The sequence below is a fragment of the Paenirhodobacter sp. genome, assembly GCF_047600745.1.
Classification (GTDB): domain Bacteria; phylum Pseudomonadota; class Alphaproteobacteria; order Rhodobacterales; family Rhodobacteraceae; genus Rhodobacter.
The window spans coordinates 64,613-86,615 of the sequence record NZ_JASGKI010000005.1 but is presented as its reverse complement, the minus strand read 5'-3'; the positions used below and the strand labels follow the sequence as shown (position 1 = coordinate 86,615).

The following is a 22,003-nucleotide window of genomic DNA, read 5'->3' as shown; positions in this document are numbered from 1 at the left end:
GCTCTGGGCCTATGCCCGCGGCGACAGCACCTTCCCCGCCCATGGTTGCCTACCGCTTCGAGGACAGCCGGTCGGGGGACTGTGTGCTCCGGCATCTGCGAGGCTATCGCGGCATCCTTCAGGTCGATGGATACGGAGCCTACAACAAGCTGGTGCGCAAGGACGGCCGCAATGACAGCCTGCGGCTGACCGGGTGTTGGGCACACAGCAGGCGGAAGTTCTATGAGCTTCCCGCCGGCAGCTCGGAGATCGCCAGCGCCACGGTTGGGCGGATGGCCGAGTTCTGGAGGCTGGAGGCGACTGTCGGGGGCAGAGGCCCGTGCCGCGGCGCGCCAGACCGTATCGGCCCCCATCGTCTCCGGGATTTTCACGCTCTGGCAGCAGACCCTGCCGCGCATCTCCGGCAAATCGAAGCTGGCCGAGGCCATGCGCTATGCCATCTCCCGCCGCGAGTTCTTCGAGCGCTTCCTCACCGATGGCCTGGTCGAACTGGACTCGAACATCGCCGAGCGCGCCATCAGACCCCAGACGATCACACGGAAGAACAACCTGTTCGCCGGGTCAGATGGTGGTGGCCGCACATGGGCAACCATCGCCCCCCTTCTGCAAACCTGCCGGATGAACAGCGTCGATCCGACCGCCTGGCTCACCCAGACCCTCACCCGCATCGCAAACCAATGGCCGGGCGCCAATCTCGACGCACTCATGCCCTGGAATTGCAGAACCTGAACGGGCGACGCTCCACGCCAACGATACGACAGGTTCGGCGCCACGCCATTGCGCCGCGCGACGACCGAAATGCGGGCGTGATCCTCCAGCGTCTCCTCGACGATCCGCAGCTTCTCCGCCACCCTCCAGCGGCGACGGCGGCCGCCGTCGGTAAATCTCTGCGTTAGCCATAAGCACATGCTCAGGCCTCCATCTTCTGGCCTGGGTGTCCGGTCGAAATGGGGGCCAGTTCCCTGCCAGCCGGTCGCTTTGCTATGCTTGCCTCATCGCGACACGGCCACCGCGGGGAAGGAGGAACCGGCATGAGCGATCCGACCGCCCTGTACCGCTGCGTTGCCTCGGGGCCGTCCTGGGGCTGGGCGCTCTCTCGGCGGCGGGGTTTGGCCGCCCGCATCCGTGGCGCTGGCCCCGCCGGTGCCGCAGGCGGAGACCGACGCCCTGCTCGCAGCGCTGAAGCCGAAGCGCCCCTCGCCATCGTCGGCCTCAACGATGCGACCGGGACCACCGATGACCTGCTCCTGAAACGCGCCGATGCGGTGTCGCTTGCCACCGGCCCCGGCCCGCTGCGGCTGTTTCCCGCGCTGACCGTGCAGCCCGACATGACCATCGCCGCCTTCGACGCAGCGCATTCCCGGGGCGCCGATCATGTGATCGTCCCCGCCATGAACCGGCGGTGACAGGCTGGCTGCAAGGCCAGGCCCGGAAGGGCGTGGTGATCCTTGGCCTTCGCGCTGACCCGGCCTTTCGCGGCGATGGTGCTTGCCAACCGGCTGGCCTTCTGGAACCATGAGGAACCGGGTATCGCCCGCGCGCCGGGCGTGGATGATGTCTCGCTGGCGCTGGTGGCCGATGCCTGGTCGCGGATCTGGCCCCCGACGGTGACGAGCCAGGCGGCACGGTCGAGACCCGGCACGGCATCCACATCATCCCCGACCACCGGGGTGCGGACGGACGGGAGGCGCGCCCCCACCTTCCCGATAGCCCGCCGAAGCCCTCGGCCGGACCCTTGCTGCGATCGCCGCGCGTTACGGCGCAAGGACCACCGATGTGGTGGCCATGCAACTGGAATATCCAAGGTAATCAAGGAGGAAACCATGCCCTGCACGATCCGGCTGCACCGCGTCATCGCGGCCCCGCCCGAAAAACTCTACCGCGCCTTCATCGAGCCCGACGCGGTGGCAAGCTGGCTGCCGCCCTGGGGCTTTCTCTGCACCGTCCACGAGCTGGAGGCAAAGGTCGGCGGCCGGCACCGGATGTCGTTTCGCAACTTCACCACCGGCCACAGCCATGCCTTCGGCGGCAGCTACCTCGAACTGATCCCGGGCCGGCGCCTCGTCTATACCGACCGCTTCGACGATCCCGATATGCCGGGCGAAATGACGGTCGCCGTGGATCTGAAACCGGTCTCGGTCGGCACCGAGCTCTTCATCGAGCAGAAGGGCGTGCCGGACCTGATCCCCGCTGACGCCTGCTATCTCGGCTGGCAGGAGTCGCTGCACAAGCTCGCGAAGCTGGTTCAGCCGGAGATCAAGTCCCAGGCGCAGGAGCCCGCCGATGCCCCTCCGCTATCACCGCATTCGCGCAATCCCCCGACCAGGGCCGGGGACATGCGCGTCCGCTGGGCGCTGGAAGAACCCGGCCAGCCCTACGCAGCTTCGCCGAGATGAAGCACCCACGCATCTGGCGTCGCATCCCCGCGGACAGATCCCGACCTGTGAACAAGGCGATCCGACCCTCTTCAAGGCCAGCGCCCCCGTGCCACACATCGCACAAACCCGCGGGCGGTGATGTGGATCCTTGTGCTCTGCTCCCCGGGTTTGGGTCGCCGCGACCTGGAGTTTCGAGGCTCACAACACTCCTCAGCGGCGTGATCGTTCGCGCCCGTGGCACGTCACAGGTTGCTCGTGACGCGGGCCTGAGCCGGGAGGCGCTTTACAAGGCGCTCTCGCCGACCGGGAACCCCACGCTTTCCACCCTGCTTGGCGTGACAAAGGCGCTGAACATCCGGCTCGGGGCTTCTGCGATCCCAGCCGAGTAACCCGCGCACAGGCATCTCGATGTGACGCTTGCCGCCGTCGGCAATGGTTTCGACTTTCTCGGCCCTGAAGGCATCAAGGCCACGTCCGTCGAACACGGCAACGACAGTGTAACGGTCGAAGCCCAGACCGTCCCATGGCGTGCTGGTGGTCCCGATGATGGATGCGCAACTATGCCTTTCCGAATAGATTTTTCCAGTGCGGGGCGGGACCTGATTGGTCCGACGCAATTCAGCTTTCCCGAAATAGCGGAACCGTCGGAACCTGCGCTTCCACCGTCTTCACGACGGTGGGTGCGAGCGGCAGATGCGCCTTTTCCCGTTCCCATACCTGCCGGAAGCGCTCGACGGTCTCGGACGCGGTATCAATGACGAGCTTCTCGGGCAGCAGGGCTTTTGCCGCCAGATGGCGAAGCTCGTCCGTGTCGAGTTGCGCCATTTTCTTTGTGCGCGAGTAATTCAGTGCGGCCGTATCCTCGCCCGGGATATGGGGGATGGTCGAGAAGCAGGTCATAGGCCGGCGAGAGCTCGGGTGTCCTGCGGTCAGGGTAGATCAGAGACCAGTTCTTCAGATGCCTATCACCATTGCCGATCAGCGTACTGAAGACCAGCCGGCGGATGAGCTCGGCCGCACTGGCGGTTAAAGCCTGAATACAGGTGTCGGCAATCCGCCGTGGTTCACGGGTCTGCCTGCGACAAGCCGGAGCGATAGCGCTGTGGGCCTATCGCACTCCGGTGCTCGGCACCTTCCCCGAAGCGCGGTCCAGCCATTCGCACATCGCGGCCCATGCACCTTCGTTCGCCACCGCATTGGCTGCGGGCGTGCCGCCATTCGTCGTCATCACGCCGGAGACGGGATGGACGGACGCGATGCGGGTTGTCGGCACATAGGGGAACAGGATGGAATGCCCGGCCTCGGGCCAGTTCTCCCAGCGGACCTCGTGCTGATGCCCCGCCGCCGCCAGACTGGAGGACACCAGCAGCGCATAGATGTCCGAGGGCCATGCCCCGTCATCCCCGCCGGAGATCAGCAGGACCGGACCGGCGATCCGCTCGACCGGGATCCGGGCGCGGGCGGTGGCCTGCGGATCGGCAAGGGCCGTCACCATCGCCTTGCTGTTGCGGCGGGGGGCCGCGCCCGCGTCATAGGGCGCCCAACTCGCGGCGCGGTTCTCCTGCCAGATATGGGTCAGCGGCGCGCCCCCCTGCGTCCATGACGGCCCGTCGCGCCCGAAGGCCGGGTCGGAGGCTGCTTGCCCGCCGTGGACAAAAGCGCTCGGCACCCAACCCGCCACGGCCGAAACCTTGTCGGGGAAGGTCGCGCCCAACAGCAGCGCCAATTCCCCGCCGCGCGACTGACCGCTCACGGCGACGAAGCCACCCTTCGGCCGCACCTTCGCCCGCAGCCAGTCCAGCGCATCGGCGAAATATTCCAGCGGCGTGTTCGAGATATAGCGCGGCACGCCCGGATAGCCGAAATAGGCCAGCGTCAGCGCGACATAGCCGCGCGCCGCCATCAGCGCCGCGCGCGGCTCGTTCACGCCGCCGTTCGAACCGTTGAGGAACATCACCGCCGGATGAGGGCCATCCCCCGGCGGGCGATACAGCACGCCGACCACGCCATCTTCGCGGATCTCCTCGCGGGTGACGCCGGGTGCGATCAGCGTCTGGATCAGATCGGCCTGCACCTCATCGCCGCCGCAGGTGGCTGTGATGCGCGTCACGAGCGGCTCCGCCATGGTGGCGTTGAACTGCGCATGGTCCTTCGCGCCGCCCGTCGGGCAGATCTGTGACCAGATCAGCCCCATCGGCTGAACCCCCTGATAGTCGCCGCCCAAAGGTGCGTCTCGGTTCAGATCGACCACACCCTGCGCATCCGCGCGAAACACGGCGCGGCTCAGCCAGACATGACCGGCGCGCAGCGTCTGTGTCGACAGCACGACCTGCGCGCCGGGCGTGGCGCCGCGCAGAGTGATGCGGCGCGGCACGTCGATCAGCGCCGTGGCGGGCGCAACTGTCAGGGACAGGCTCATGGCTTACTCCGTGGTCACCTGCATCGGCACCCAGCGGTCCGAGGTCCAGGGCGCGACCTTCAGCCCCTTCCGCGCTGCCCAGATGTTCTTGTAATGGAACAGCGGGATCACGCCGACATCCGCCGCGACGACCTTCACCGCATCGCGGATCAGTGCCTCGCGCTTCGCATCGTCGAATTCCGAGCTCGCCGCCGCCAGCAGTTCGTCATGCCGGGCCGAGCTGTAATGCCCCCAGTTCGACGCGCCGGTGCCCTTTTCGGGGTTCACCGTGGCAAGGATGGTGGTCATCGCATAGCTGCCCTCGCCGGTGCCATTGCCCCAGCCGATCATCGTCATGGCATATTCGTTCTTGTTGGCGCGGCTGCCGTAGACCGAATAGGGCACCACCTCGACCTGCGTTTCCACACCGATCCGGGTCCAGAACTGCGCCACGGCCTGCGCGGTCTCCGGCCCCTGCGGATAGCGGTCACTGGGGACGTGCATGGTCAGGCGGAAGCCCTCGGGATAGCCCGCCTCGGCCAGCAGCGCCTTGGCCCGCGCGGGGTCGGCGGCGATCGGCCCGGTGTCCGGGTCATAGCCGAAGGTGCCCTCGGGCATCCACTGGCTGGCAACCGTCGCGCCGCCGCGCATGATCCGCTCGGCGATGGCGTCGCGGTTGATGGCGATGTTCAGCGCCTCGCGTACGCGCTGATCGGTCAGCGGGTTCTTCGCCAGCGGCGCGCCGGATTTGTCGGTGATGAATTCGTTCGGCGCCGGGTTGAAGCTCGGCTGCAACAGCAGCACGCGCAGACCCGGATAATCGAAGACCTCCACCGCATCGTTGCCGCGCAGCTTCTCCAGATCCGACAGCGACACCTTGTCGATGGCATCCACGTCGCCCGCGAGCAGCGCGGCGGTGCGGGCGGCCGGGTTGCCGATATAGCGGTAGGTGACCTTCTCCCACGCGGGCTTCGGGCCCCAGAACTCTTCGTTCCGGGTCATGGTTACGCGGTCGCCCGGCACATAGCCCTGCCAGACATAGGGGCCTTCGCCGACCATCGCCTTGCCGCTGTTGTAATCCTCGGTCGTGGCGGCTGCGCCGGCATGCTTGCTGATGACATAGACGGTCGAGAGGTTCACCGGCAGCAGCGGGTTCGGCACATTGGTATGGATGCGGATGGTCTTGGGGTCGATCACCTCGACCAACTCGATGCTGCGCACAAAGCCGCGATAGCTGGCGACGCTGCCCGGCACATCCTTCGCCCGCTCATAGGAGAATTTCACATCCTCGCCGGTGACGGGCTGGCCGTCGCTCCACTTCGCAGTTTCGCGAAGCTTGAATTCCCAGGTCTTGTCGTCGATCAGCGTCCAGCTTTCGGCCAGATAGGGCACCGGGCCGTTCACATCCTTGGGCGTCAGCGTGGCGAAGAACATCTGGCTGACGTTGTGGTCGCCCGCGTGGTTGTTCAACTGTGGGTCCAGCGCCGAGACCGGATCCGAATAGGCCATGGTCAGATCCGCGGCGCTGGCCGCCCCGGCGAAAAGTGTCGCGGCAAGCGCCGCGGTCAGGCTCAGACGTTTCATGCGTGACTCTCCTTTTTGGGGGCAGGCCCGTCATTCAGATGGCAGGCGCTGCGATGGTCGGGGGCGATGGTCTGCATCGTGGGCCGCTCGACCCGGCAGCGGTCGAAGGCCAGCGGGCAGCGCGGGTGGAACGGGCATCCGGCGGGGGGCGCGATCGGGCTTGGAATTTCGCCCTCGATCGCCACCCATGGCTTGCGCCGCTGTCCAAGGTCGGGCAGCGCGGCCAGAAGCGCGCGGGTATAGGGATGGTTCGCGCCCCCGGCGAAATCGCGCGCGGGCAGTTCTTCGACGATCCGGCCCAGATACAGGATCACCACCCGGTCGCAGACATGCTGCACCGCGCGCAGGTCATGACTGATGAACAGATAGGTCAGGTCCAGATCGCGGCGCAGGTCCATGAACAGGTTCAGGATCTGCGCCTGAATCGAAACGTCCAGCGCGGCGATGGATTCGTCGCAGACCAGCAGCCGGGGTTTCAGTGCGAGCGCCCGCGCGATGTTGATCCGCTGGCGCTGGCCGCCGCTGAACTGATGCGGGAAGCGGGTCCGCATCGCCGGGTCCAGCCCCACCATCCGGAACAGCCCGGCCACATAGGCATCGACCCCGGCCCGGTCCGTCAGCCCATGCACCAGCGGCGCCTCGCCCACCGCCTGATCCACGCGCAGGCGCGGGTTCAGGCTGGCCTGCGGATCCTGAAAGATCATCTGCACATCGCGGTGCACGGCCTTGTCGCGGACGGCATCGCGGCCAAAGATCTGTGCGTGCCCTTCGCTCGGTGCCATCAGCCCGGCGGCGATCCGCCCCAGCGTGGACTTGCCCGAGCCCGATTCCCCCACCAGGCCGACGAACTCGCCCGGGCGGATCGTCAGGCTGACGTTTTCGAGCGCATGGACCACCGGCTTCGGTGCCGAAAGCCCCATCCGCATCGCCAGCGTCGGGCGCTGTTCGCCAAAGCGTTTCGACACGTTTTCGATCCGCAGGGCATCGGTGCTCATGCGCGGGCCTCCTCAACCGAGGCCGGACCGGCCATGGGATGAAAGCAACGCACCCGCTGCGGTGCGGGGTCGCCAAGCGCGGGCTGGCGCAGGCAGGCCGCATCGGCGCGCGCGCAACGCGGTGCAAAGGCACAGCCGGGCGGCGGCGCATACATGTCGGGCGCGGAGCCCGGGATCTGCACCAGCCGCGCGCCATGCGGCGCCTGCCCCGGCAGGCTGGCGATCAGCCCCGCCGTATAGGGATGGCGCGGCGCGTCCAGCACCGGATCGACCGGCCCATGTTCGACGATGCGACCGGCATACATCACCGCGATCTCGTCGGCGATGCCCGCGACCACCGAAAGGTCATGCGTGATCCAGATCATCGCCATGCCGTTTTGCCGGACCAGCGCCTGCACTTCGACAAGGATCTGCGCCTGAATCGACACGTCGAGCGCAGTCGTCGGCTCGTCTGCGATGATGATATCGGGGCGGTTCAGCATCGCGGTGGCAATCGCCACCCGCTGCCGCATGCCGCCCGAAAGCTGGTGCGGATAGGCGTCGAGCCGGCTTTCCGGGCTCGGGATCCCCGTCGCCGCCAGCGCATCGCGGGCGCGCGCCCGGGCGGTGGCGCGGTCCACCTTCTCATGCGCGCGGATCGCCTCGATCATCTGCACGCCGATGCGCAGCACCGGGTTCAGCGTCATCATCGGATCCTGAAACACCATGGCGATGCGGTTGCCTTGCAGGTGCCGCAACTTGCGGCGTGAAAGCGCGGCAAGATCGTGTCCCTTGTAAAGGATCTGGCCCGAACAGATCCGCCCCGGCGGGTCGATCAGCCCCATGATGGAAAAGCCGGTAACGGATTTCCCCGACCCGGATTCCCCCACCAGCCCCAGCGTGCGGCCGGAATGCAGCGTGAAGGAGACATCCTCCACCGCATGCAGCTCCCGCCCGCCCTGCGTAAAGCGGGTGCAGAGGTTGCGCACTTCCAGCAGCGGGGCGGTCATGACACTTCCCTTGGGTCGAAGATCTCGCGCAGACGGTCGGCGATCAGGTTGATCGACACGATGACCAGAAGGAGCGCCAGACCGGGGAAGAAGCTGATCCAGTAGTCGCCCGACAGCATATATTGAAACCCGTTCGACACCAGCAGCCCAAGTGACGGCTGCGTCACCGGCACGCCAAGGCCAAGGAAGCTCAGCGTCGCCTCCAGCGTGATCGCCCGCGCGATCTGGAGCGTGCCGATCACGATCAGAGGTGGCAGGCAGTTGGGCAGGATATGGCGCAGCATGATCCGCACCGGCCCAAGGCCCAGCCCGCGTGCGGCCTCCACATAGTCGCGCTGGCTTTCGACCAGCGTCTGCCCCCGTGCGGTGCGCGCGTAATAGGCCCATTCCATCAGCACGATGACCAACATCACATTGCCGACCCCACGCCCGAAAGCCGCCAGCATCAGCAGCGCCACCAGGATTGTGGGCAGCGACATGATCAGATCCACCAGCCGCATCAGCAGCGTATCCGTCCGCCCTCCGGCATAGGCCGCTGTCAGGCCCAGCACGGTGCCGATCACCCCCGCCAGCAGCGCCGAGCCGATGCCCACCGCGAGGCTGGTGCGCAGCCCGTAAAGGATAGCGGAGAACAGGTCGCGCCCCTGCCCATCCGTGCCCAGAAGATAGGTCATGTCGCCCGCGAAATTCGCCGAACCGGGCGCGAGGCCCGCATCCATCACGTCGATCTGCGCGAGGTCATAGGGGTTCTGCGGCGCGATCCAGGGCGCGAAAACGGCGGCCAGCACGAAGGCCACCGCCAGACCCAGCCCCAGCATCGCCAAGGGCGCGCGGAAGAAGGCGCGCAGCTTGTCCCGTGCGGGGGAACGGACCGCCGTCATTGCATCCCCCCGATCCGCACGCGTGGGTCCAGAACCCGATAGAGAATATCCACCACAAGGTTGATCGTCACGAACAGCGTCACCACCACCAGCAGATAGGCCACCACCACTGGGCGGTCGAGCGCGTTCAGGCTGTCGAGGATCAGCTTCCCTGTGCCCGGCCAGGCGAAGATCGACTCCGTTACCACGGCGAAGGCGATGGTGGAGCCAAGCTCCAGTCCCAGCACGGTGACGAGCGGGATCATCGAATTGCGCAGGATGTGCATGATGACGATGCGCAGGGGCGACAGCCCCTTGGCGCGGGCGAATTTCACATAATCCTGCGCCAGAACCTCGCGCACGCCGGCCCGCGTCAGCCGGATGACCATCGACACCTTGAACAGGGCGAGGTTCACAGCCGGCAACACCATGTGCCGTAGCCCGTCCAGCGTCAGAAACGACCAGTCCGCACCCAGGATGTGCACCGTCTGCCCCCGGCCGCTCGCGGGCAGCAGGCCAAGCTGCACCGAAAAGGTCATGATGAGCAGGAGCCCGACCCAGAAGGTCGGCAGCGAGAACCCGAGGATCGAGCCCGTGGTGATCGCCTTTGCCAGCGGGTTCCGTGGCTTCAGCCCGGCAAACAGGCCCAGCGGCACACCGATCACGATGGCGATGCCAAGCGCCGCCAGCGCGAGTTCCAGCGTGGCCGGAAGCCGTTGCAGGATCAGGCTGATCGCGGGCGTGTTGTAGACGAAGCTGCGCCCCATCTCGCCATGCAGAGCATTGCCGAGGAAGCTGAAATACTGCATCCAGATCGGCCGGTCGAGCCCGAGATCGCGGATCAGCTGCTCACGGTCGGCCTGCGTGCTGTCCTGCGTCAGCAGCACATCCACCGGGCTGCCGATCATGTGCATGCCGACGAAGACGATGGCCGACATCGCCAGAATGACCAGAAGGGCCTGAAGGATCCGGCGCAGGAGCCAGATGCCCATGGTCATGCCGGGGCCCCCTGCGGGTCGGGCGCGGGGGCCCATTCGTCGCCGAAGACCTCGGGCACGGCATGGTCGAGCATGCGTTGGTAATGCAGCGCTATATCTTCGCGCCACAGCCCGCCGATGATACCACGCGCCATCCGCCGCGCCCCTTCGGAGATCGCCGGAATATCGCCCGAGATATTGCCCTGCGACATCACCGCCGGATAGCAGAAGCACAGCACATTGCCGACGCCCTGCCCCTCGGCGCCCGGGCGGGGCTGGAATTCGAAGCCGGGGCCAAGGTCGGGCAGGTCCAGAAGGCCCGGATAGCGGGCGCCGTCCGCGGGTTGGATCCGCTCGCCCCATGTCCGGGTCATCGCCGCCAGCCGCGACAGGAAAGGCTTCTTCGCCCAGTCCACCTTGAAGCCGGTGGCGAAGATCACAAAGTCATAGCGCCGCGTGCCCTTTGTCGTGTCCAGCACCACTTCGCCGTTTTCGACCCGCGCGCCGTTCAGCGCACAGCCCAGATGGAAGGCCGCATTGGCATGGGCCGAAACGCGCAGCACGCTCGCACGCGGTGGCGGCACCTGCGCATCGGCCAGTGTGGTTTGCAGCTTCCATTTCCAGTCGTCGGGCAGGTCACGCATGCCGTAGACCGAGCCCGGATTGCCCATCGCCATGCCCCGGTTCACGCGCGGAATGTCCGCCCGGCGGATCAGCAGATCCACCTGCGCCGCGCCGTTTTCCAGCGCCGTGCCCGCGCTGTCCATCGCCGAGGCGCCCGCCCCGATGACCGCGACCCGCTTGCCCGCCAGTTCGGCATAATCGTTTTCGTCCGAGCTATGCGCCCAGACTTCACGCGGCAGATCCTGCGCCAGCGACGGCAGCGACGGCCCGCCCAGCCCGTCCCGCCCGGTGGCCAGCACCACCCGGCGCGCGCGGACGGTCTGCCTGCCCTCGGGCCCCTCGACGGTCAGTTCGACATGATCGAGATGCGGGATCACATCCGTTACGCGGTGGCCGTTGCGCACATCGAGCGCCAGAACCTTGCGATACCAGCGCAGGTAATCCATCCATTGCAGGCGCGGGATCTTGTCGAGTGCCTCCCATTCCGCCTCGCCGAACTGCGCGGTAAACCAGGCCCGGAAGGTCAGCGACGGGATCCCGAGCGCCGGCCCGGTGAGCGTTTTCGGCGAGCGCAGCGTGCGCATCCGCGCCGTGGTCGCCCATGGCCCCTCGAACCCCGCGGGCCGCGCGTCATAGGCCACGACCCGCGCACCCATCTGCCCCAGCACCGCACTTGCCGTCAGCCCGGCCATGCCGCCGCCGATCACCGCGACATCGGGCACCACTTCGCCGCCGATCTGCACATCCGGCAGCCAGCGTTTGGCCGGCAGCGCCAGATACTCCAGATCGCGCGCCACACAGCGTTCGAGTTCGGCCAGGGAATGTGTCATGCGTTTGCCTCCAATGGGCCGCCCGTGCGGTTACGCTTCCGCGCCATCGTCGCGCACGGGGTCGCCCAGAATGTGCATCAGCCGGTTCGCCCAGCCGAACATGGCCGAGGCGAGGATCAGGTCCGCGATCTCCAGATCGGTCAGACCCGCATCGCGCAGCGCCTGCATGTCCGTGGGCCCGGTCGCGGGCGGTGTTTCGGCGAGCTTGACCGAGAAATCGAACATCGCCTGATCGCGCGGCTCCAGTCTTGCCTGCGCCCCGGCGGCAAAGATCCGGTCCGTCACCGTGGCATCCCCGCTCAACTGCGCGTGGCGCTGCGCATGGACGGCGGCGCAATAGATGCAGCGGTTCACGATCGACGCCCCGATCGCCCCGATCTCGCGCCCTGCGCGGTCCAGCCCGCCCTTGCCATACATCACTGCGTTGAACAGCGGCGAGCGCGCATCAAGGCTTTCGGGATCATGCGCCAGCACCAGCACATAATCCGACACCTTGGTGTTCGACGGCGTGACCTTGAGCGCGTTCAGTTGCTCGGGCGTGGCCGCGTCCAGCCGGACGGGGGTGACCCGGGGCCGCCACTGCGGCACGGTGCGGGTGAATTTGTGGATGACGCGGGCCATCAGCGCCCCCCCTGCATCAGCGCGAGGCCAGCAGCAACGCGGCATTCATAGGCCAGATAGGCGGCCAGTTCGCACAGCCGGACGATATCGGCATCCGCGACCCCGGCGGCCTTCAGCCCCGCCAGATCCTCCGCCGTGACCGTGCGGGGCTGAACCGCCACGCCATCGACAAAGGCCAGAACCGCACGCTCCCGCGCATCGCGCCCCGCAAAGCCCGGATCGGCCAGCGCCCGGGTGTCGTCGTCAGTCCCGGCCAGACGCGCCACCGCCAAGGCATCCTGCCCATGCTTCGCGCAGATCCGCGCCGCCACCGCATGGCGCCAGGGCAGGGACAATCCCCCCGGCGCGGCCGGGGTCAGAACGGCGCGGCAGGCGGCGCGGCTCATTTCAGCGATTTCGGCGCGCTCTGCGGGCAAGGCCGCGAAAACATCCTGTGTGGGTTGCACCGGGGGGCATCCTTCTGCCTGCGCATGTCGGAAGGGGGAGGTTATGTGTTATTGATATGAATATTCACGAATAATTCGTGGGTCAAATAGTATTATTTTCCCCTTTCGCGCCCGGTTTCGCGATCTTTTCCCCGCTACGGCGCAATTTCCGCAACTTTGGCCGCATCCCCGTCGTTCAGCGCCCGAAAGCCGGGGAGTCGCGCCGCCTGATCGCGCAGATCCCCCACCAGCCGCTCCACAAGCGGCGACAGGGGCCGCCCCGCCGCCGTGATCATCCCGAAGCGGAAAGGGATGCGAAAGCTGAACGGCAGAACCGCGACATCGGCCACCGGCAAGCCGGTGACGGTCAGGGATTCCACCACCGCCACCCCCAGCCCCTCCCGCGCCAGCGCGATGGAGACGGTGCTCGAATTACTGTCGATCAGCGCGGGCGGCGCCACGTCAAAGGCCGCCAGCGCCTGATCAATCGCCAGCCGCAGCCGGTAGGGATTGTGCGAGGCAATCAGCCGCTCCTGCGCCAGATCGGCGGGTGAAATCTGCGCATGGGCCGCAAGACGATGGCCGCGCGCCACCACCGCTACGCAGGGCACCTCGGCCGTCCAGTGCACCTCCACCCCCGGATTGTCGAGCGGAAGCGAGGTCAGCCCGATATCTGCCGTCCGGTCCGCCACCGCCTGCACGATGGTTTCGGCGGGCGCGGAGCGCAGATGGATCCGCCCGGGCAGCGCCCCCGTCGGCAGGCCCGCCAGCGCGCGCGGCACGATGCTGGAGCCGAGCGAGGGCAGCGCGGCGATCGCCACCGGCAGCGGCGCCGCCTCGGCAATTCCCCGCGCGCGTTCCGACAGCGTGCGCAGCCCGCCGAGGATCAGCTCCGCCTGTTCATGGAACGCCACGCCCTGCTGCGTGGGCGAAATGCGCGGCCCGTTGCGATGCAGCAGCGGAAAGCCCAGTTCCGCCTCCAGATCCTGAATGAGCCGCGTCACCACCGGCTGGGACCGCCCCAATGCCCGCGCAGCCCCCGTCATCGAGCCGATGGAGATCACCGCCACGAAGGCTTCAAGCTGTCGCGTATCCAGATAGGGGGTCGTCATGTTTTGCATCGGGGCCATTCCAATAGTCGGCAATCGCCCCATCATCTCCTGTCCGGACGCAATGTCGAGGAGGTTCGCGCCGTGATGGCTGGCCCCGCGATGACCGCGGATGAGAGAGTGCCGCGCGGGAAGCTGCGGATTTCGCGGAATTGGGGCAGCCGTTTCGCGGTCGAGGGCAGGCTGGTCGAAGGCCCGCCGGACCGCGGCGGCGATGACGGTGTGTTCTGCAAGGAATGAGCCATCGCGGCGCCATCGGTTCGAGCCCAACGGCGAACGCCAGGGCATTGCGCATCCAGTGAACGGGGGGGCTGTTGAAGAATGCGGTTAGGGTGATTGGATTTTCGGGGTGGCTTTCTGGGACGGTCGAGTTTCCAAGCCTCGAAATGCAGCGCAAGCAGCCTTCAGGCGGGGATTGGTTTGTTTCCGAAGCGCTGACGGGCGATGAGCACGCAAATGATTGCGACAAGGGCGGCGGCCAGCCGCTTGAGGTTGATGGCGGCGGCAGTCAGGAAGGATTGGATGCGCATGTTGTCGAGCCCGCGACGCACCGCGCGAGCAAGGCCATGCCAGGTCTTCGCTTCCCCATGAAAGCCTTCGAACCGCCAGCGATGGCGCTGACAGAGCCGGTTGTCCTCTTCGCTCCACCGTTCCCGTCGGCGCCGGGCACGCAGCAATGCCGGATCGTCATGGACGATGACGAGAGATTTCGTCGCGCGTGAGGGCGAGAGGCAAATGGCAGCCAGATCATCGCCTGGCAATCCCGCGCCTTCGAGGCAAAGAACCGCCCGTGTCTGATCCTGGCCCTGTTGGGCCGCAGGATCTTTCCGCCCGGGCATTTCACCAGATCATGCCTCGCATCATGGCGGAACCGCCGCAGTGGCACCTTCGCGCGGATCGGTTCCGCCTTGATGGGGATGACAGCCATGATCGCACGGGTCTCAAGACCGGCGAAGACCTTGGCATAGGCATAGCCCGCATCCGCCATCACCGTGTCGATGTCCTGGCCGGTGAGTGTGGGCACCGCGTCGAGGCGGTCGAGGATAGCCTGCCCTTCATTGATCTCGCCCGTGGTGACCTCAACGTCGAGAATGACGCCGCAATCGTCGTCGACCACACCCTGTTGCTTGTAGCTGGGTTCCGGCCTCCGGTTCCGGCCGCTGGTCGCCATGGTCGCGTCTGGACCGGCAAGGCAGACCTTCTTGAACTTTCCGGTCTTCTTCGATTTCCGCAATCCCTCCTGCATATCGGCGGTCCTGGCATCGTTTGTCTGGGCAACAGCATCGACATGGCGCACGGCCAGGCTCTCCAAGATCAACCATCCTTGGACCAATGGCCAAGTCGAGCGAATGAACCGAACGATTAAGGAAGCAACTGTCCTAGCGCTTCCATTATGACAGCCATGATCAGCTGCGCACCCACCTCGCTGACTTCATGGCCGCCTACAACTTCGCGCGCAGGCTCAAGACCCTCGGCGGTCTCACGCCCTACGAATACATCTGCAAGGTCTGGACTTCAGAGCCCGACAAATTCATCCTGAACCCGATCCACCAGATGCTGAGATCAAACACCTAGGCTGTGATCAGACAGGGACATCACTGTTGGCTTGTCCGCTTTGCGGGACGAAGCTGCCGGTCACCCCGAAATTGCTATGAGAATTCCTCGGCGCGGATCGAAAAACGCGATATTTCCACTGTGATCAAAGGAGGTCATCGTCTGTCTAGCTTGGCCATATTGCCATGCGTCAGGAGAACCGCTTGCTTTGCGAATTTCCGCGTCCCAGCATTCATCCGCCTTACCCAACACCCGCAGTTCAATTGCCGTATCGTTTACCAGCTCAGTCAACGCAGTCGCGATCCACGGTTCAAAGCGGCTGTTCAATTCAGGAGGTTCCGTGCTGGGTGACGTCCGATAGATAGCGACCACGCACACAAAAGGCCGCGACACACTGGCCGCGAGGGAGAGGTTTATTGCGTTCCCATCACTTACAAACCGGGGAGCGATGTCCTCGTCTACACACCCAGACACCATGGCAAGCGCGACAAGCGGCAAAAACTTCAAAGGTATCCTCAAGGCGTATCTCCTGTTGGCAGAATATGCGTATCGTGACTGACCGCAATGGGCTCATACCGACGATCTTCACCATAGCGGCGGCAACGGCGATCCTGCCATGCGCCCGGCATCGCACTCTGCGCGGGTCGGACTACAGGAGCAACGGACGAGCTGCCCCCCACATGAAAAAGCCCCTGACGGGGCTGCAATCATTCCCTGGCCCCAATCCCGATCAATCGGTGCGCGAAACCTTGCGGACGCGCCTGTCCTTCGCGGCCTGTACGAAACGGGAAAAACCTGCTTGTGGAAAGCGGCGCTGAACCTGCCGATGCGGTCGTTCGGCTCAAGGTAGAACGAGGATTCCAGATAGTCGTGATTATACTCGTCAAGCATCACCCAGAGGTGCAGATCGGCGGCGGGACCAGCCCGGACCCGCTCCATCTGGGGGATTTCGACAGCAAGGCGATCCCGTCCCGGTTCGGTCTTGGTGATCGCCAGAATGAACAGATCGGTGCGACCATCGCTGCGGCAACCGTGGCGACGAAGGCAGTGGGGCGCGTCTGTGCCCTTCGGTTTCACCGCGTTCGTGCTGCCAGCGCCAGAGGTAGCTGTAGGACCACACCCCCTTGTTCGGGGCGGCTCACGCCTTGCCGTCCTCATCGAGACCGGCCAGAGCGGTTTCCAACTTCGCCAGATGCTCGCCCGGCATGTCCTTGACCGCAAAGCTCTGGCGCTTGTCGTTCGGAAAGCGGCTTTCGTAGGCGTGAATACTCATCAGCACATAGCGCGGAGTCTTGTGCTTGGTGATCGCAACCGGCTCCTGGCTGGCCGCATCGAGCACGTCGCCGAGGGTGCGCTTGAGTTCGGACGATGGAAAGGAACGCATGGCAAACCCTCTCTTGGTCCAAAGGAGGCATTTGAGATCAAACAGGCAAGCGCATTCGCGAAAGCCCCCGTCCCCAGGTGCGGCAGTTGATCCCGCCATGAGAATTCGGGGGTTCAGTCGCGGCTTCGCCCGCGCGGGTTGATGATCCAGCCTCCGTCGGGCAAACGCTTGATGCTGGCCGTCGCGCTTTGCTGATTGATGAAGATGCGGTCGGCCTCGGGCTTCCGGCTGGCATGGGGTTCGCTGGCACGGTGGCGGGAGGGGCCGCGGCACCACACGCGGCACGCGGCGCTTGCCCTTTGACCGGCCCGGCCGGGGATGTTGGGCGGACTTCGAAAGAAGCAGAAAATTCGTCGGGACGGGGTTGAGCCGGGCAAGGCCCGGTTGATACCCCGGCACGGCATTCCCTCAGGGGATGGGGTTCGGCCCTGCCGAACCCGTCCCGATCCCCGTGCCCGCGCGCGGATCACCGAAGCTGCAAAAGGGATCGTCACCCGTCTGGGCCGAAACGCGGCGCTCCGGGCGACCATGCCGCCACGGATGGCGCGGGCTCGGATGAGACCGCGGCGGCCGATCTCCGGCGGCAGGGAGAACGGGGGGCAAGGGTTCGGGACGCAGGCCGGTCCGACCGGCCATAGCCTTGAGCCCGGTCCCGCGCGCAATGCGGGATTTGCCTCAGACGATTTCCGATTAAAACCAGCGAAGCGAATGGGGCGGAACTATGGACCCGAGTACCCGGGAGTTGGGTAAAGCTGATCCATCATAACCGAAGGCAACCATCCGCCTTGCGGGACATTACCGCCGTTGACTGCCCCGGATTTCCGTCCTGACACTCGGCGTCGCCAATCTCGAACGGTCGCTTTCCTTCTACCGCGACGGGCTCGGGTGCCCACCAGGGGCATCATCGGACAAGAGTTCGAGCATGGCGCGGTGGCCTTCTTCGACCTGTCCGGCGGGCTGAAACTGGCCCTCTGGGCACAGGCCGACATTGCCCACGATACCGGATTGCCGTTGCAGCCAGTCAGTTCGACTGCCTTTACCATCGGACATAACGTGGCGCGGCGGGAAGAAGTCGATCAGTGAACGGAGGCCGCGGCCCGGGCGGGCGCCGAGGTGAGCAAACCCGCACAGGAAACCTTCTACGGCGGCTATGCCGGCTATCTCCGCGACCCCAATGGGCACCTTTGGGAAATCGTCTGGAACCCGGACCTGCTCCCGCCGGAGGATTGAGCCCCCTTCCAAAAGTCGCCGGCCCCCTCCCAGGGACTGGCGGCAGCTCTGAGCGCGTGGGCGCCGCGGGTCGCACAAGGGCCCGGAACAACCGAGGTTGATCCGGGCTTGCCAGTCTCCAGGTGCCCTCGACCCCTTGCCGATCACGCGGCCTTATTTTCGGTACGTCGTATTTTGAGAAGCGATAGGTCAGCTTCGGGCCACCCGGCTGCGCACAGGCCAGCCCGGCGGTCACCATGGCGAAAGGCTCAACGAAGCGCGCCGGCATGCAGCGGCTCGTAGCCGATGTCCCGGATCAGACGCGCCGCAACATCCTTGGCCCCCTCGTCGTCCCCGTAATAGAGCAACTGCGGCCACGGCTCCTCGTTCCGCGCAGAGTAGACATCGAACGTCGCCTCGCTCGGGCTGGTGTTGAAGGCCGAAACCCATCGCGCCAGCTCCTCCGCGCCCGAGGTCGCCACGCCAAGGACCAGATCCCGGTCCTGAATGTCGAGCGGGACGCAGCAGTTGAGGACGATCTTGCCGGCCAGATCGTCAGCCTGGTCGAGAGCATCCTCAATCCGAGACTAATGGGCGGCCAGAAGCACGGCATCGGCCCCTTCGACGGCTTGCGCCACCGTGCCGGTCCGGCCACCGGCCTCAGAAGCCAGCCGCGTCAGCTTGGCCGTGCTGCGCGAATAGCTGAAGGCGACATCGTGACCGGCCCGCGCCAGCGTTACCAGGATCAGGAATAGGCGAGGAGGCGGCCCGCGAAGATCACTCCCGCCCATGCGACCAGAGACACGCCAGCCCCAAGGCAGGCGGCGACCGGGGCCATGGCGGCATCCGCCCACTCATCGACACGGCGGTAGATGCCGCCGTGGAATACCAGCACGTTGAGGCAGGCGAGGATCAGCAGGCCGAACTTCCACGGCGCGGCGCCAGCGGCGGCGACCATGGTCGGCTGCGCGCTGAGAAGCGCGATGCCCGTGATGACGGCGATGGCAAAGCCGAGGCGCGAGACGGGCAGCAGGCAGCGCGCGGCGGCGGTTACGGACACCGCTCGGCGTCCCAACCCCAGAACCCGCAGATCGAAGGTGAAGGCCGGACCAATCAGGAGGCCAATCCCGAGGATGTGGACGGATTCGAGCACGGGATAGACATAAGGAGCACTCCGCACCGTCTGGCCGAGCGCAGAGCCCTGCAACAGCCGCAGGAACGTGTCGAGAAATTCAGGCATGTTCCATTCAATCCTCTGGGGCGGATTGCGCGGGAGGGGAAGCCCACCCGCGCCTGCATGGGTGATCTCCGGACCCTCGCACTGCGGCTTCTGCGCTGACGCTCAGCGTGGGGCTCACTTCTGTCGCAGAAGCCTATTCCGGCAGCGTGTTGCCGAGCACCTGGTTCACCGGCACGGCGTCATCGCCATACCAGAACACCACCGGACGAAAGAGACCGTCATCCGTCCGATTGATGTAGCCGACCCCCTGGAACCGCTCCCCGATCTCCAGAGCGCGGCCGAGGCCCCACCGGCCCGACCATGCCGGTGGCGCGATGATGATCTCCAACTCGGTGTGGGGGCCTTTGTAGGAGCGGGCGGCATTGACCCGGATACTGTCCTCGGGATGCTGCAACTCGACCGGAATCGTCAGTTCAGGAGTATGGTCGGGCAAGTCGCTGTCCACGGTGATATCGAAATGCGAATGCGGGTTGCCCCAGACCCCATCCGAAGAGACCGTGCCCGCGATGTAGAGGAGATTTGCGGTGTCGAAACCGGGCCAGCCGTGATGCGCGAAGGCGGGAAAGGCCGGAAGCGAGGCCAGCGGTGCCGCCGCCAGCCCGATGATCACGCGCCTGCGACCGGGCGATACGGCATCATTCCCATGGGTGCGTTCCCGGTCGGTATTCGCCATTCTTCTTCCCCCGATTTGATCGGTCATGCCACGGGACCGGCGACGGCGCTGCGCTTCCGATTCCATCTTTATGGATGAAAGTTAACACGGCGGGAGGCCCCGGATTACCGAGGCCAGATCGCATGTGGCTATGAGCGCATTTCATCAATCCGCGAAGAAGGGACGTGGCGAAGCCCTTTCGCGGATCGCGGGGTGTGCTTCGCCGTTGCGGCTCCGCCCGGTCATCCGGGACGGTGCAGATCGGCCATCACCTCAAACCAGAGCGAGAACACCTGTTCTCGCCCGTCCAGATGGGCGGGATAAAAACCCACATCAATAAAGAGATTTTATCTTTTAACCTTTTGATATTGTGTAATATACAGGCTTAATATCATAGCATCTTGCTGCATTTTTTTCATCTCTGGCGCAATATCTAACACATTTGGGTCAGCGTCCCTACCGGTTTCCTCCCGCCGGCGGATCGTGCTGGCTGCCGATCTCCCCCCCTTCCCCTACGCATTGCGCGCGTTTTTGCTATGGCGATCTCTGCCGCGCCGAGCGGTACCGCTGCCCGTGATCGTCCATCGGATGGAGGAAGCATGGTATTGGTGCGGCGGGTTTGCAGGCTTACTGTCGCTGCCGGAAGGTACCGTATCGGTGCAGATCCTCGCCTGGCGCGCATCTGCCGACGCAATCCGGCGCGCAATGTGGCTTGAGGCCGTTTCAGCGGGGGGCTTCGCGATGCCAGTATCCCACACCGGATCGCATTGGTTCGGCAGCACTTGCCAGAGGACTTGATGCACGCATTCTTCGGCCTGCGCAGGATCTGCGGCGCGGGTCTTCGGCGTCACGCGGCAAACAATGTCGCGGTATATGGGCGCAGTTGATGGCTGACCTTTTCACCGGATTGCCGCAGCCACTGCGCAGAGTTCTGGTGCAGGAAGCTGTGCGGCTTCTGGCGGCATTGCCCGACGGTCCGTCAAAGGCCATCATCGAACAGATGCGCCCACAGTTCCTGCGCAACAAGGCCAAATCCGGCAGCACGCTGCGCAGCCTGACGCCATCTGTCACGCGAACCGAAGCGCAGCTGGAATTACTCGATGTGGAGGCATCCGACACTGCCTGGAAGGCGGATTTTGCCGCCCTGCACGACGCCCGCCGGGGCTGCCCGGGCGCGGGGATCATTCTGGCAGCGCTGGTGTCGGGACGATCAGCCGATGACCTGGCCCGCGCCGGGCGCGAGCCGGGGGGCGGCACAACATGGATCGGGAACCACGGCGCAATCTGTTTCGCCCCGGATATACGTTTCGCACAGGATCCGATTACCGGTGGCTGCGCCCCGAGCCATGGCCGGTCTTCTGGCAAGCCATCCATTCCGCCCCCGAATTTCACCGGTCGGATCATCTGGGGAACCTGATCTGGATGGATCTGGCCATGCCGCGCATCACCGGCCGCGCGGCGCAGGAGCACCATCACGAAACGCTGCGCTTCTTCCCTGATACCGCAACATCGTCGCTGATTGCCCGTGCGAAGGGGGCAAAGCTGACCGGCGGTAATCCCGCGCAGCTTCTTCGGCAGGTGATGGCGGAAATCGGCGCGGGGGATCTGGGCCTGACCCGGAAACGATCCGCACCGCCGGATTTGCAGCCCTTGAGGATCTCAGCCCCCGACCGATCCCGGCGGTCCTGTTCGAAGTCGCCCGGGGCGCCCTGCTCACTTTTTCTGCGGCAGAAGACGGATGGCACGTGAGGCTCACGGGACAATCCGCCCCCCGCACAAAAGGGCGACAACCGCACGCAGAACCATCGGCCCGCCTGCCCGCCACCTGCGGCAGGCTGGATGTCGAAAGTTGCCTTGCCCGTCTGGGCGCAGCCCTTGGCGCACTGGCACCATCGGCGCATAAGCAACCCCGGGGTCCGGTCGTCGTCGCCTTGCACAAGGTTTTGGATGATCATCCGGTTCCCGTGGTGCGCGGGATCGTGCTGTGGTCGCTGGATCTTATGGAACGCCGCCCCCCGGGTCCACACTGCGCTGATTTCGCCCCGGCATATTGCGCTCGCACTCGAACTCTTTCCACCGCGATCCTGTCGGTCAGATCGCTGTACTGCTCGGGGCACGCGGCGGATTGCGGCTTTCGGACATGGCGGCGCTGAGGCTCGGGGATGTCGAACCCG

General features: G+C 65.6%; 25 protein-coding genes and 5 pseudogenes. 9 read left to right on the top strand and 21 right to left on the bottom strand.

The features are described 5' to 3' along the window. Window positions 1-729, top strand: a pseudogene (gene tnpC / locus QM789_RS19095) (IS66 family transposase); the annotation flags it as partial. A 14-nt stretch (window positions 730-743) separates the two neighbouring features. On the opposite strand, the pseudogene QM789_RS19090 reads toward tnpC, so the two are convergent. Next, window positions 744-900: pseudogene (locus QM789_RS19090) on the bottom strand (transposase); the annotation flags it as partial. A gap of 131 nt (window positions 901-1,031) precedes the next feature. Between QM789_RS19090 and QM789_RS19085 the strand changes: the two are divergent. Further along, a complete protein-coding gene (locus QM789_RS19085) occupies window positions 1,032-1,406 on the top strand; it encodes a hypothetical protein (RefSeq protein WP_420353353.1) in 375 nt (124 codons plus the stop codon). Here the strand turns inward: QM789_RS19085 and QM789_RS19080 are convergent. After that, complete coding sequence (locus QM789_RS19080) at window positions 1,373-1,699, bottom strand: hypothetical protein (protein ID WP_420353354.1); 327 nt, start codon at window positions 1,697-1,699, stop codon at window positions 1,373-1,375. The genes QM789_RS19085 and QM789_RS19080 overlap by 34 nt on opposite strands. Before the next feature lie 124 nt (window positions 1,700-1,823). Here QM789_RS19080 and QM789_RS19075 point away from each other — a divergent pair, with 124 nt between their 5' ends. Together QM789_RS19075 and QM789_RS19070 are read left to right on the top strand one after the other, a co-directional pair. Further along, window positions 1,824-2,396 carry an SRPBCC family protein gene (locus QM789_RS19075; protein WP_420353355.1) on the top strand — a complete coding sequence of 191 codons (573 nt, stop codon included), beginning with the start codon at window positions 1,824-1,826 and terminating at the stop codon, window positions 2,394-2,396. Next, the gene (locus QM789_RS19070; RefSeq protein WP_420353437.1) at window positions 2,393-2,767 is read left to right on the top strand and encodes an addiction module antidote protein; all 375 of its coding nucleotides are present in this window, start codon (window positions 2,393-2,395) and stop codon (window positions 2,765-2,767) included. Before QM789_RS19075 ends, QM789_RS19070 begins: the two co-directional genes overlap by 4 nt. A gap of 229 nt (window positions 2,768-2,996) precedes the next feature. Here QM789_RS19070 and QM789_RS19065 read toward each other — a convergent pair whose 3' ends face one another. The 13 genes and pseudogenes from QM789_RS19065 to QM789_RS19005 form a co-directional block, all read right to left on the bottom strand. After that, window positions 2,997-3,278 (bottom strand): hypothetical protein, encoded by a 282-nt coding sequence (locus QM789_RS19065; RefSeq protein WP_420353436.1) that lies wholly within the window; start codon window positions 3,276-3,278, stop codon window positions 2,997-2,999. 7 nt (window positions 3,279-3,285) lie between these two features. Beyond that, window positions 3,286-3,357, bottom strand: a pseudogene (locus QM789_RS19060) (hypothetical protein); the annotation flags it as partial. Between the two features lie 129 nt (window positions 3,358-3,486). Then, window positions 3,487-4,797, bottom strand: a complete 1,311-nt coding sequence (locus QM789_RS19055; RefSeq protein WP_420353435.1) for an acyl-CoA thioesterase/bile acid-CoA:amino acid N-acyltransferase family protein — start codon at window positions 4,795-4,797, stop codon at window positions 3,487-3,489. A gap of 3 nt (window positions 4,798-4,800) precedes the next feature. Continuing rightward, complete coding sequence (locus QM789_RS19050) at window positions 4,801-6,360, bottom strand: ABC transporter substrate-binding protein (protein WP_420353434.1); 1,560 nt, start codon at window positions 6,358-6,360, stop codon at window positions 4,801-4,803. Continuing rightward, window positions 6,357-7,355, bottom strand: coding sequence for an ABC transporter ATP-binding protein (locus QM789_RS19045; protein ID WP_420353433.1), 999 nt, complete (start codon window positions 7,353-7,355; stop codon window positions 6,357-6,359). Before QM789_RS19045 ends, QM789_RS19050 begins: the two co-directional genes overlap by 4 nt. Beyond that, a complete protein-coding gene (locus QM789_RS19040; RefSeq protein ID WP_420353432.1) occupies window positions 7,352-8,344 on the bottom strand; it encodes an ABC transporter ATP-binding protein in 993 nt (330 codons plus the stop codon). Before QM789_RS19040 ends, QM789_RS19045 begins: the two co-directional genes overlap by 4 nt. Further along, the gene (locus tag QM789_RS19035) at window positions 8,341-9,225 is read right to left on the bottom strand and encodes an ABC transporter permease (protein WP_420353431.1); all 885 of its coding nucleotides are present in this window, start codon (window positions 9,223-9,225) and stop codon (window positions 8,341-8,343) included. Before QM789_RS19035 ends, QM789_RS19040 begins: the two co-directional genes overlap by 4 nt. After that, the gene (locus QM789_RS19030; protein ID WP_420353430.1) at window positions 9,222-10,202 is read right to left on the bottom strand and encodes an ABC transporter permease; all 981 of its coding nucleotides are present in this window, start codon (window positions 10,200-10,202) and stop codon (window positions 9,222-9,224) included. Before QM789_RS19030 ends, QM789_RS19035 begins: the two co-directional genes overlap by 4 nt. Beyond that, complete coding sequence (locus QM789_RS19025) at window positions 10,199-11,635, bottom strand: FAD-dependent oxidoreductase (protein ID WP_420353429.1); 1,437 nt, start codon at window positions 11,633-11,635, stop codon at window positions 10,199-10,201. Before QM789_RS19025 ends, QM789_RS19030 begins: the two co-directional genes overlap by 4 nt. Before the next feature lie 30 nt (window positions 11,636-11,665). Further along, complete coding sequence (locus QM789_RS19020) at window positions 11,666-12,256, bottom strand: peroxidase-related enzyme (protein WP_420353428.1); 591 nt, start codon at window positions 12,254-12,256, stop codon at window positions 11,666-11,668. Next, the gene (locus QM789_RS19015; RefSeq protein ID WP_420353427.1) at window positions 12,256-12,702 is read right to left on the bottom strand and encodes a hypothetical protein; all 447 of its coding nucleotides are present in this window, start codon (window positions 12,700-12,702) and stop codon (window positions 12,256-12,258) included. Before QM789_RS19015 ends, QM789_RS19020 begins: the two co-directional genes overlap by 1 nt. A 134-nt stretch (window positions 12,703-12,836) precedes the next feature. Next, window positions 12,837-13,793 carry a LysR family transcriptional regulator gene (locus QM789_RS19010; protein ID WP_420353426.1) on the bottom strand — a complete coding sequence of 319 codons (957 nt, stop codon included), beginning with the start codon at window positions 13,791-13,793 and terminating at the stop codon, window positions 12,837-12,839. Window positions 13,794-14,245: 452 nt separating this feature from the next. Then, window positions 14,246-15,123 (bottom strand): annotated as a pseudogene (locus tag QM789_RS19005) (transposase); the annotation flags it as partial. On the opposite strand from QM789_RS19005, the pseudogene QM789_RS19000 reads away from it, so the two are divergent. Continuing rightward, window positions 15,092-15,365 (top strand): annotated as a pseudogene (locus QM789_RS19000) (integrase core domain-containing protein); the annotation flags it as partial. The pseudogenes QM789_RS19005 and QM789_RS19000 overlap by 32 nt on opposite strands. 60 nt (window positions 15,366-15,425) lie before the next feature. Here the strand turns inward: QM789_RS19000 and QM789_RS18995 are convergent. Further along, window positions 15,426-15,863, bottom strand: coding sequence for a hypothetical protein (locus tag QM789_RS18995; protein WP_420353425.1), 438 nt, complete (start codon window positions 15,861-15,863; stop codon window positions 15,426-15,428). Window positions 15,864-16,482: 619 nt separating this feature from the next. Further along, window positions 16,483-16,728, bottom strand: coding sequence for a type II toxin-antitoxin system Phd/YefM family antitoxin (locus QM789_RS18990; RefSeq protein WP_420353424.1), 246 nt, complete (start codon window positions 16,726-16,728; stop codon window positions 16,483-16,485). An 885-nt stretch (window positions 16,729-17,613) separates the two neighbouring features. On the opposite strand from QM789_RS18990, the gene QM789_RS18985 reads away from it, so the two are divergent. Beyond that, window positions 17,614-17,811: a hypothetical protein gene (locus tag QM789_RS18985; RefSeq protein WP_420353423.1), complete on the top strand. Its 198-nt coding sequence runs from the start codon at window positions 17,614-17,616 to the stop codon at window positions 17,809-17,811. Between the two features lie 30 nt (window positions 17,812-17,841). Beyond that, a complete protein-coding gene (locus QM789_RS18980) occupies window positions 17,842-17,958 on the top strand; it encodes a hypothetical protein (RefSeq protein WP_420353422.1) in 117 nt (38 codons plus the stop codon). A gap of 248 nt (window positions 17,959-18,206) precedes the next feature. Here the strand turns inward: QM789_RS18980 and QM789_RS18975 are convergent, their stop codons facing one another. The 4 genes from QM789_RS18975 to QM789_RS18960 all read right to left on the bottom strand — a co-directional run bounded on the left by QM789_RS18975 (window position 18,207) and on the right by QM789_RS18960 (window position 19,850). Then, window positions 18,207-18,419: a hypothetical protein gene (locus QM789_RS18975; protein ID WP_420353421.1), complete on the bottom strand. Its 213-nt coding sequence runs from the start codon at window positions 18,417-18,419 to the stop codon at window positions 18,207-18,209. A 105-nt stretch (window positions 18,420-18,524) separates the two neighbouring features. After that, entirely contained in the window at window positions 18,525-18,728 is a 204-nt protein-coding gene (locus QM789_RS18970; protein WP_420353420.1) for an NAD(P)-binding domain-containing protein, read from the bottom strand. Next, on the bottom strand, window positions 18,683-19,177 hold the full coding sequence (locus QM789_RS18965; protein ID WP_420353419.1) for a hypothetical protein: 495 nt from the start codon (window positions 19,175-19,177) through the stop codon (window positions 18,683-18,685). The genes QM789_RS18970 and QM789_RS18965 overlap by 46 nt, the downstream gene beginning before the upstream one ends. A gap of 133 nt (window positions 19,178-19,310) precedes the next feature. Further along, the gene (locus QM789_RS18960; RefSeq protein ID WP_420353418.1) at window positions 19,311-19,850 is read right to left on the bottom strand and encodes a hypothetical protein; all 540 of its coding nucleotides are present in this window, start codon (window positions 19,848-19,850) and stop codon (window positions 19,311-19,313) included. Between the two features lie 865 nt (window positions 19,851-20,715). Here QM789_RS18960 and QM789_RS18955 point away from each other — a divergent pair. Both QM789_RS18955 and QM789_RS18950 read left to right on the top strand, forming a co-directional pair. Continuing rightward, on the top strand, window positions 20,716-21,246 hold the full coding sequence (locus QM789_RS18955) for a hypothetical protein (RefSeq protein ID WP_420353417.1): 531 nt from the start codon (window positions 20,716-20,718) through the stop codon (window positions 21,244-21,246). Between the two features lie 17 nt (window positions 21,247-21,263). Beyond that, window positions 21,264-21,578: a hypothetical protein gene (locus QM789_RS18950; protein ID WP_420353416.1), complete on the top strand. Its 315-nt coding sequence runs from the start codon at window positions 21,264-21,266 to the stop codon at window positions 21,576-21,578. Window positions 21,579-22,003: the final 425 nt, after the last annotated feature.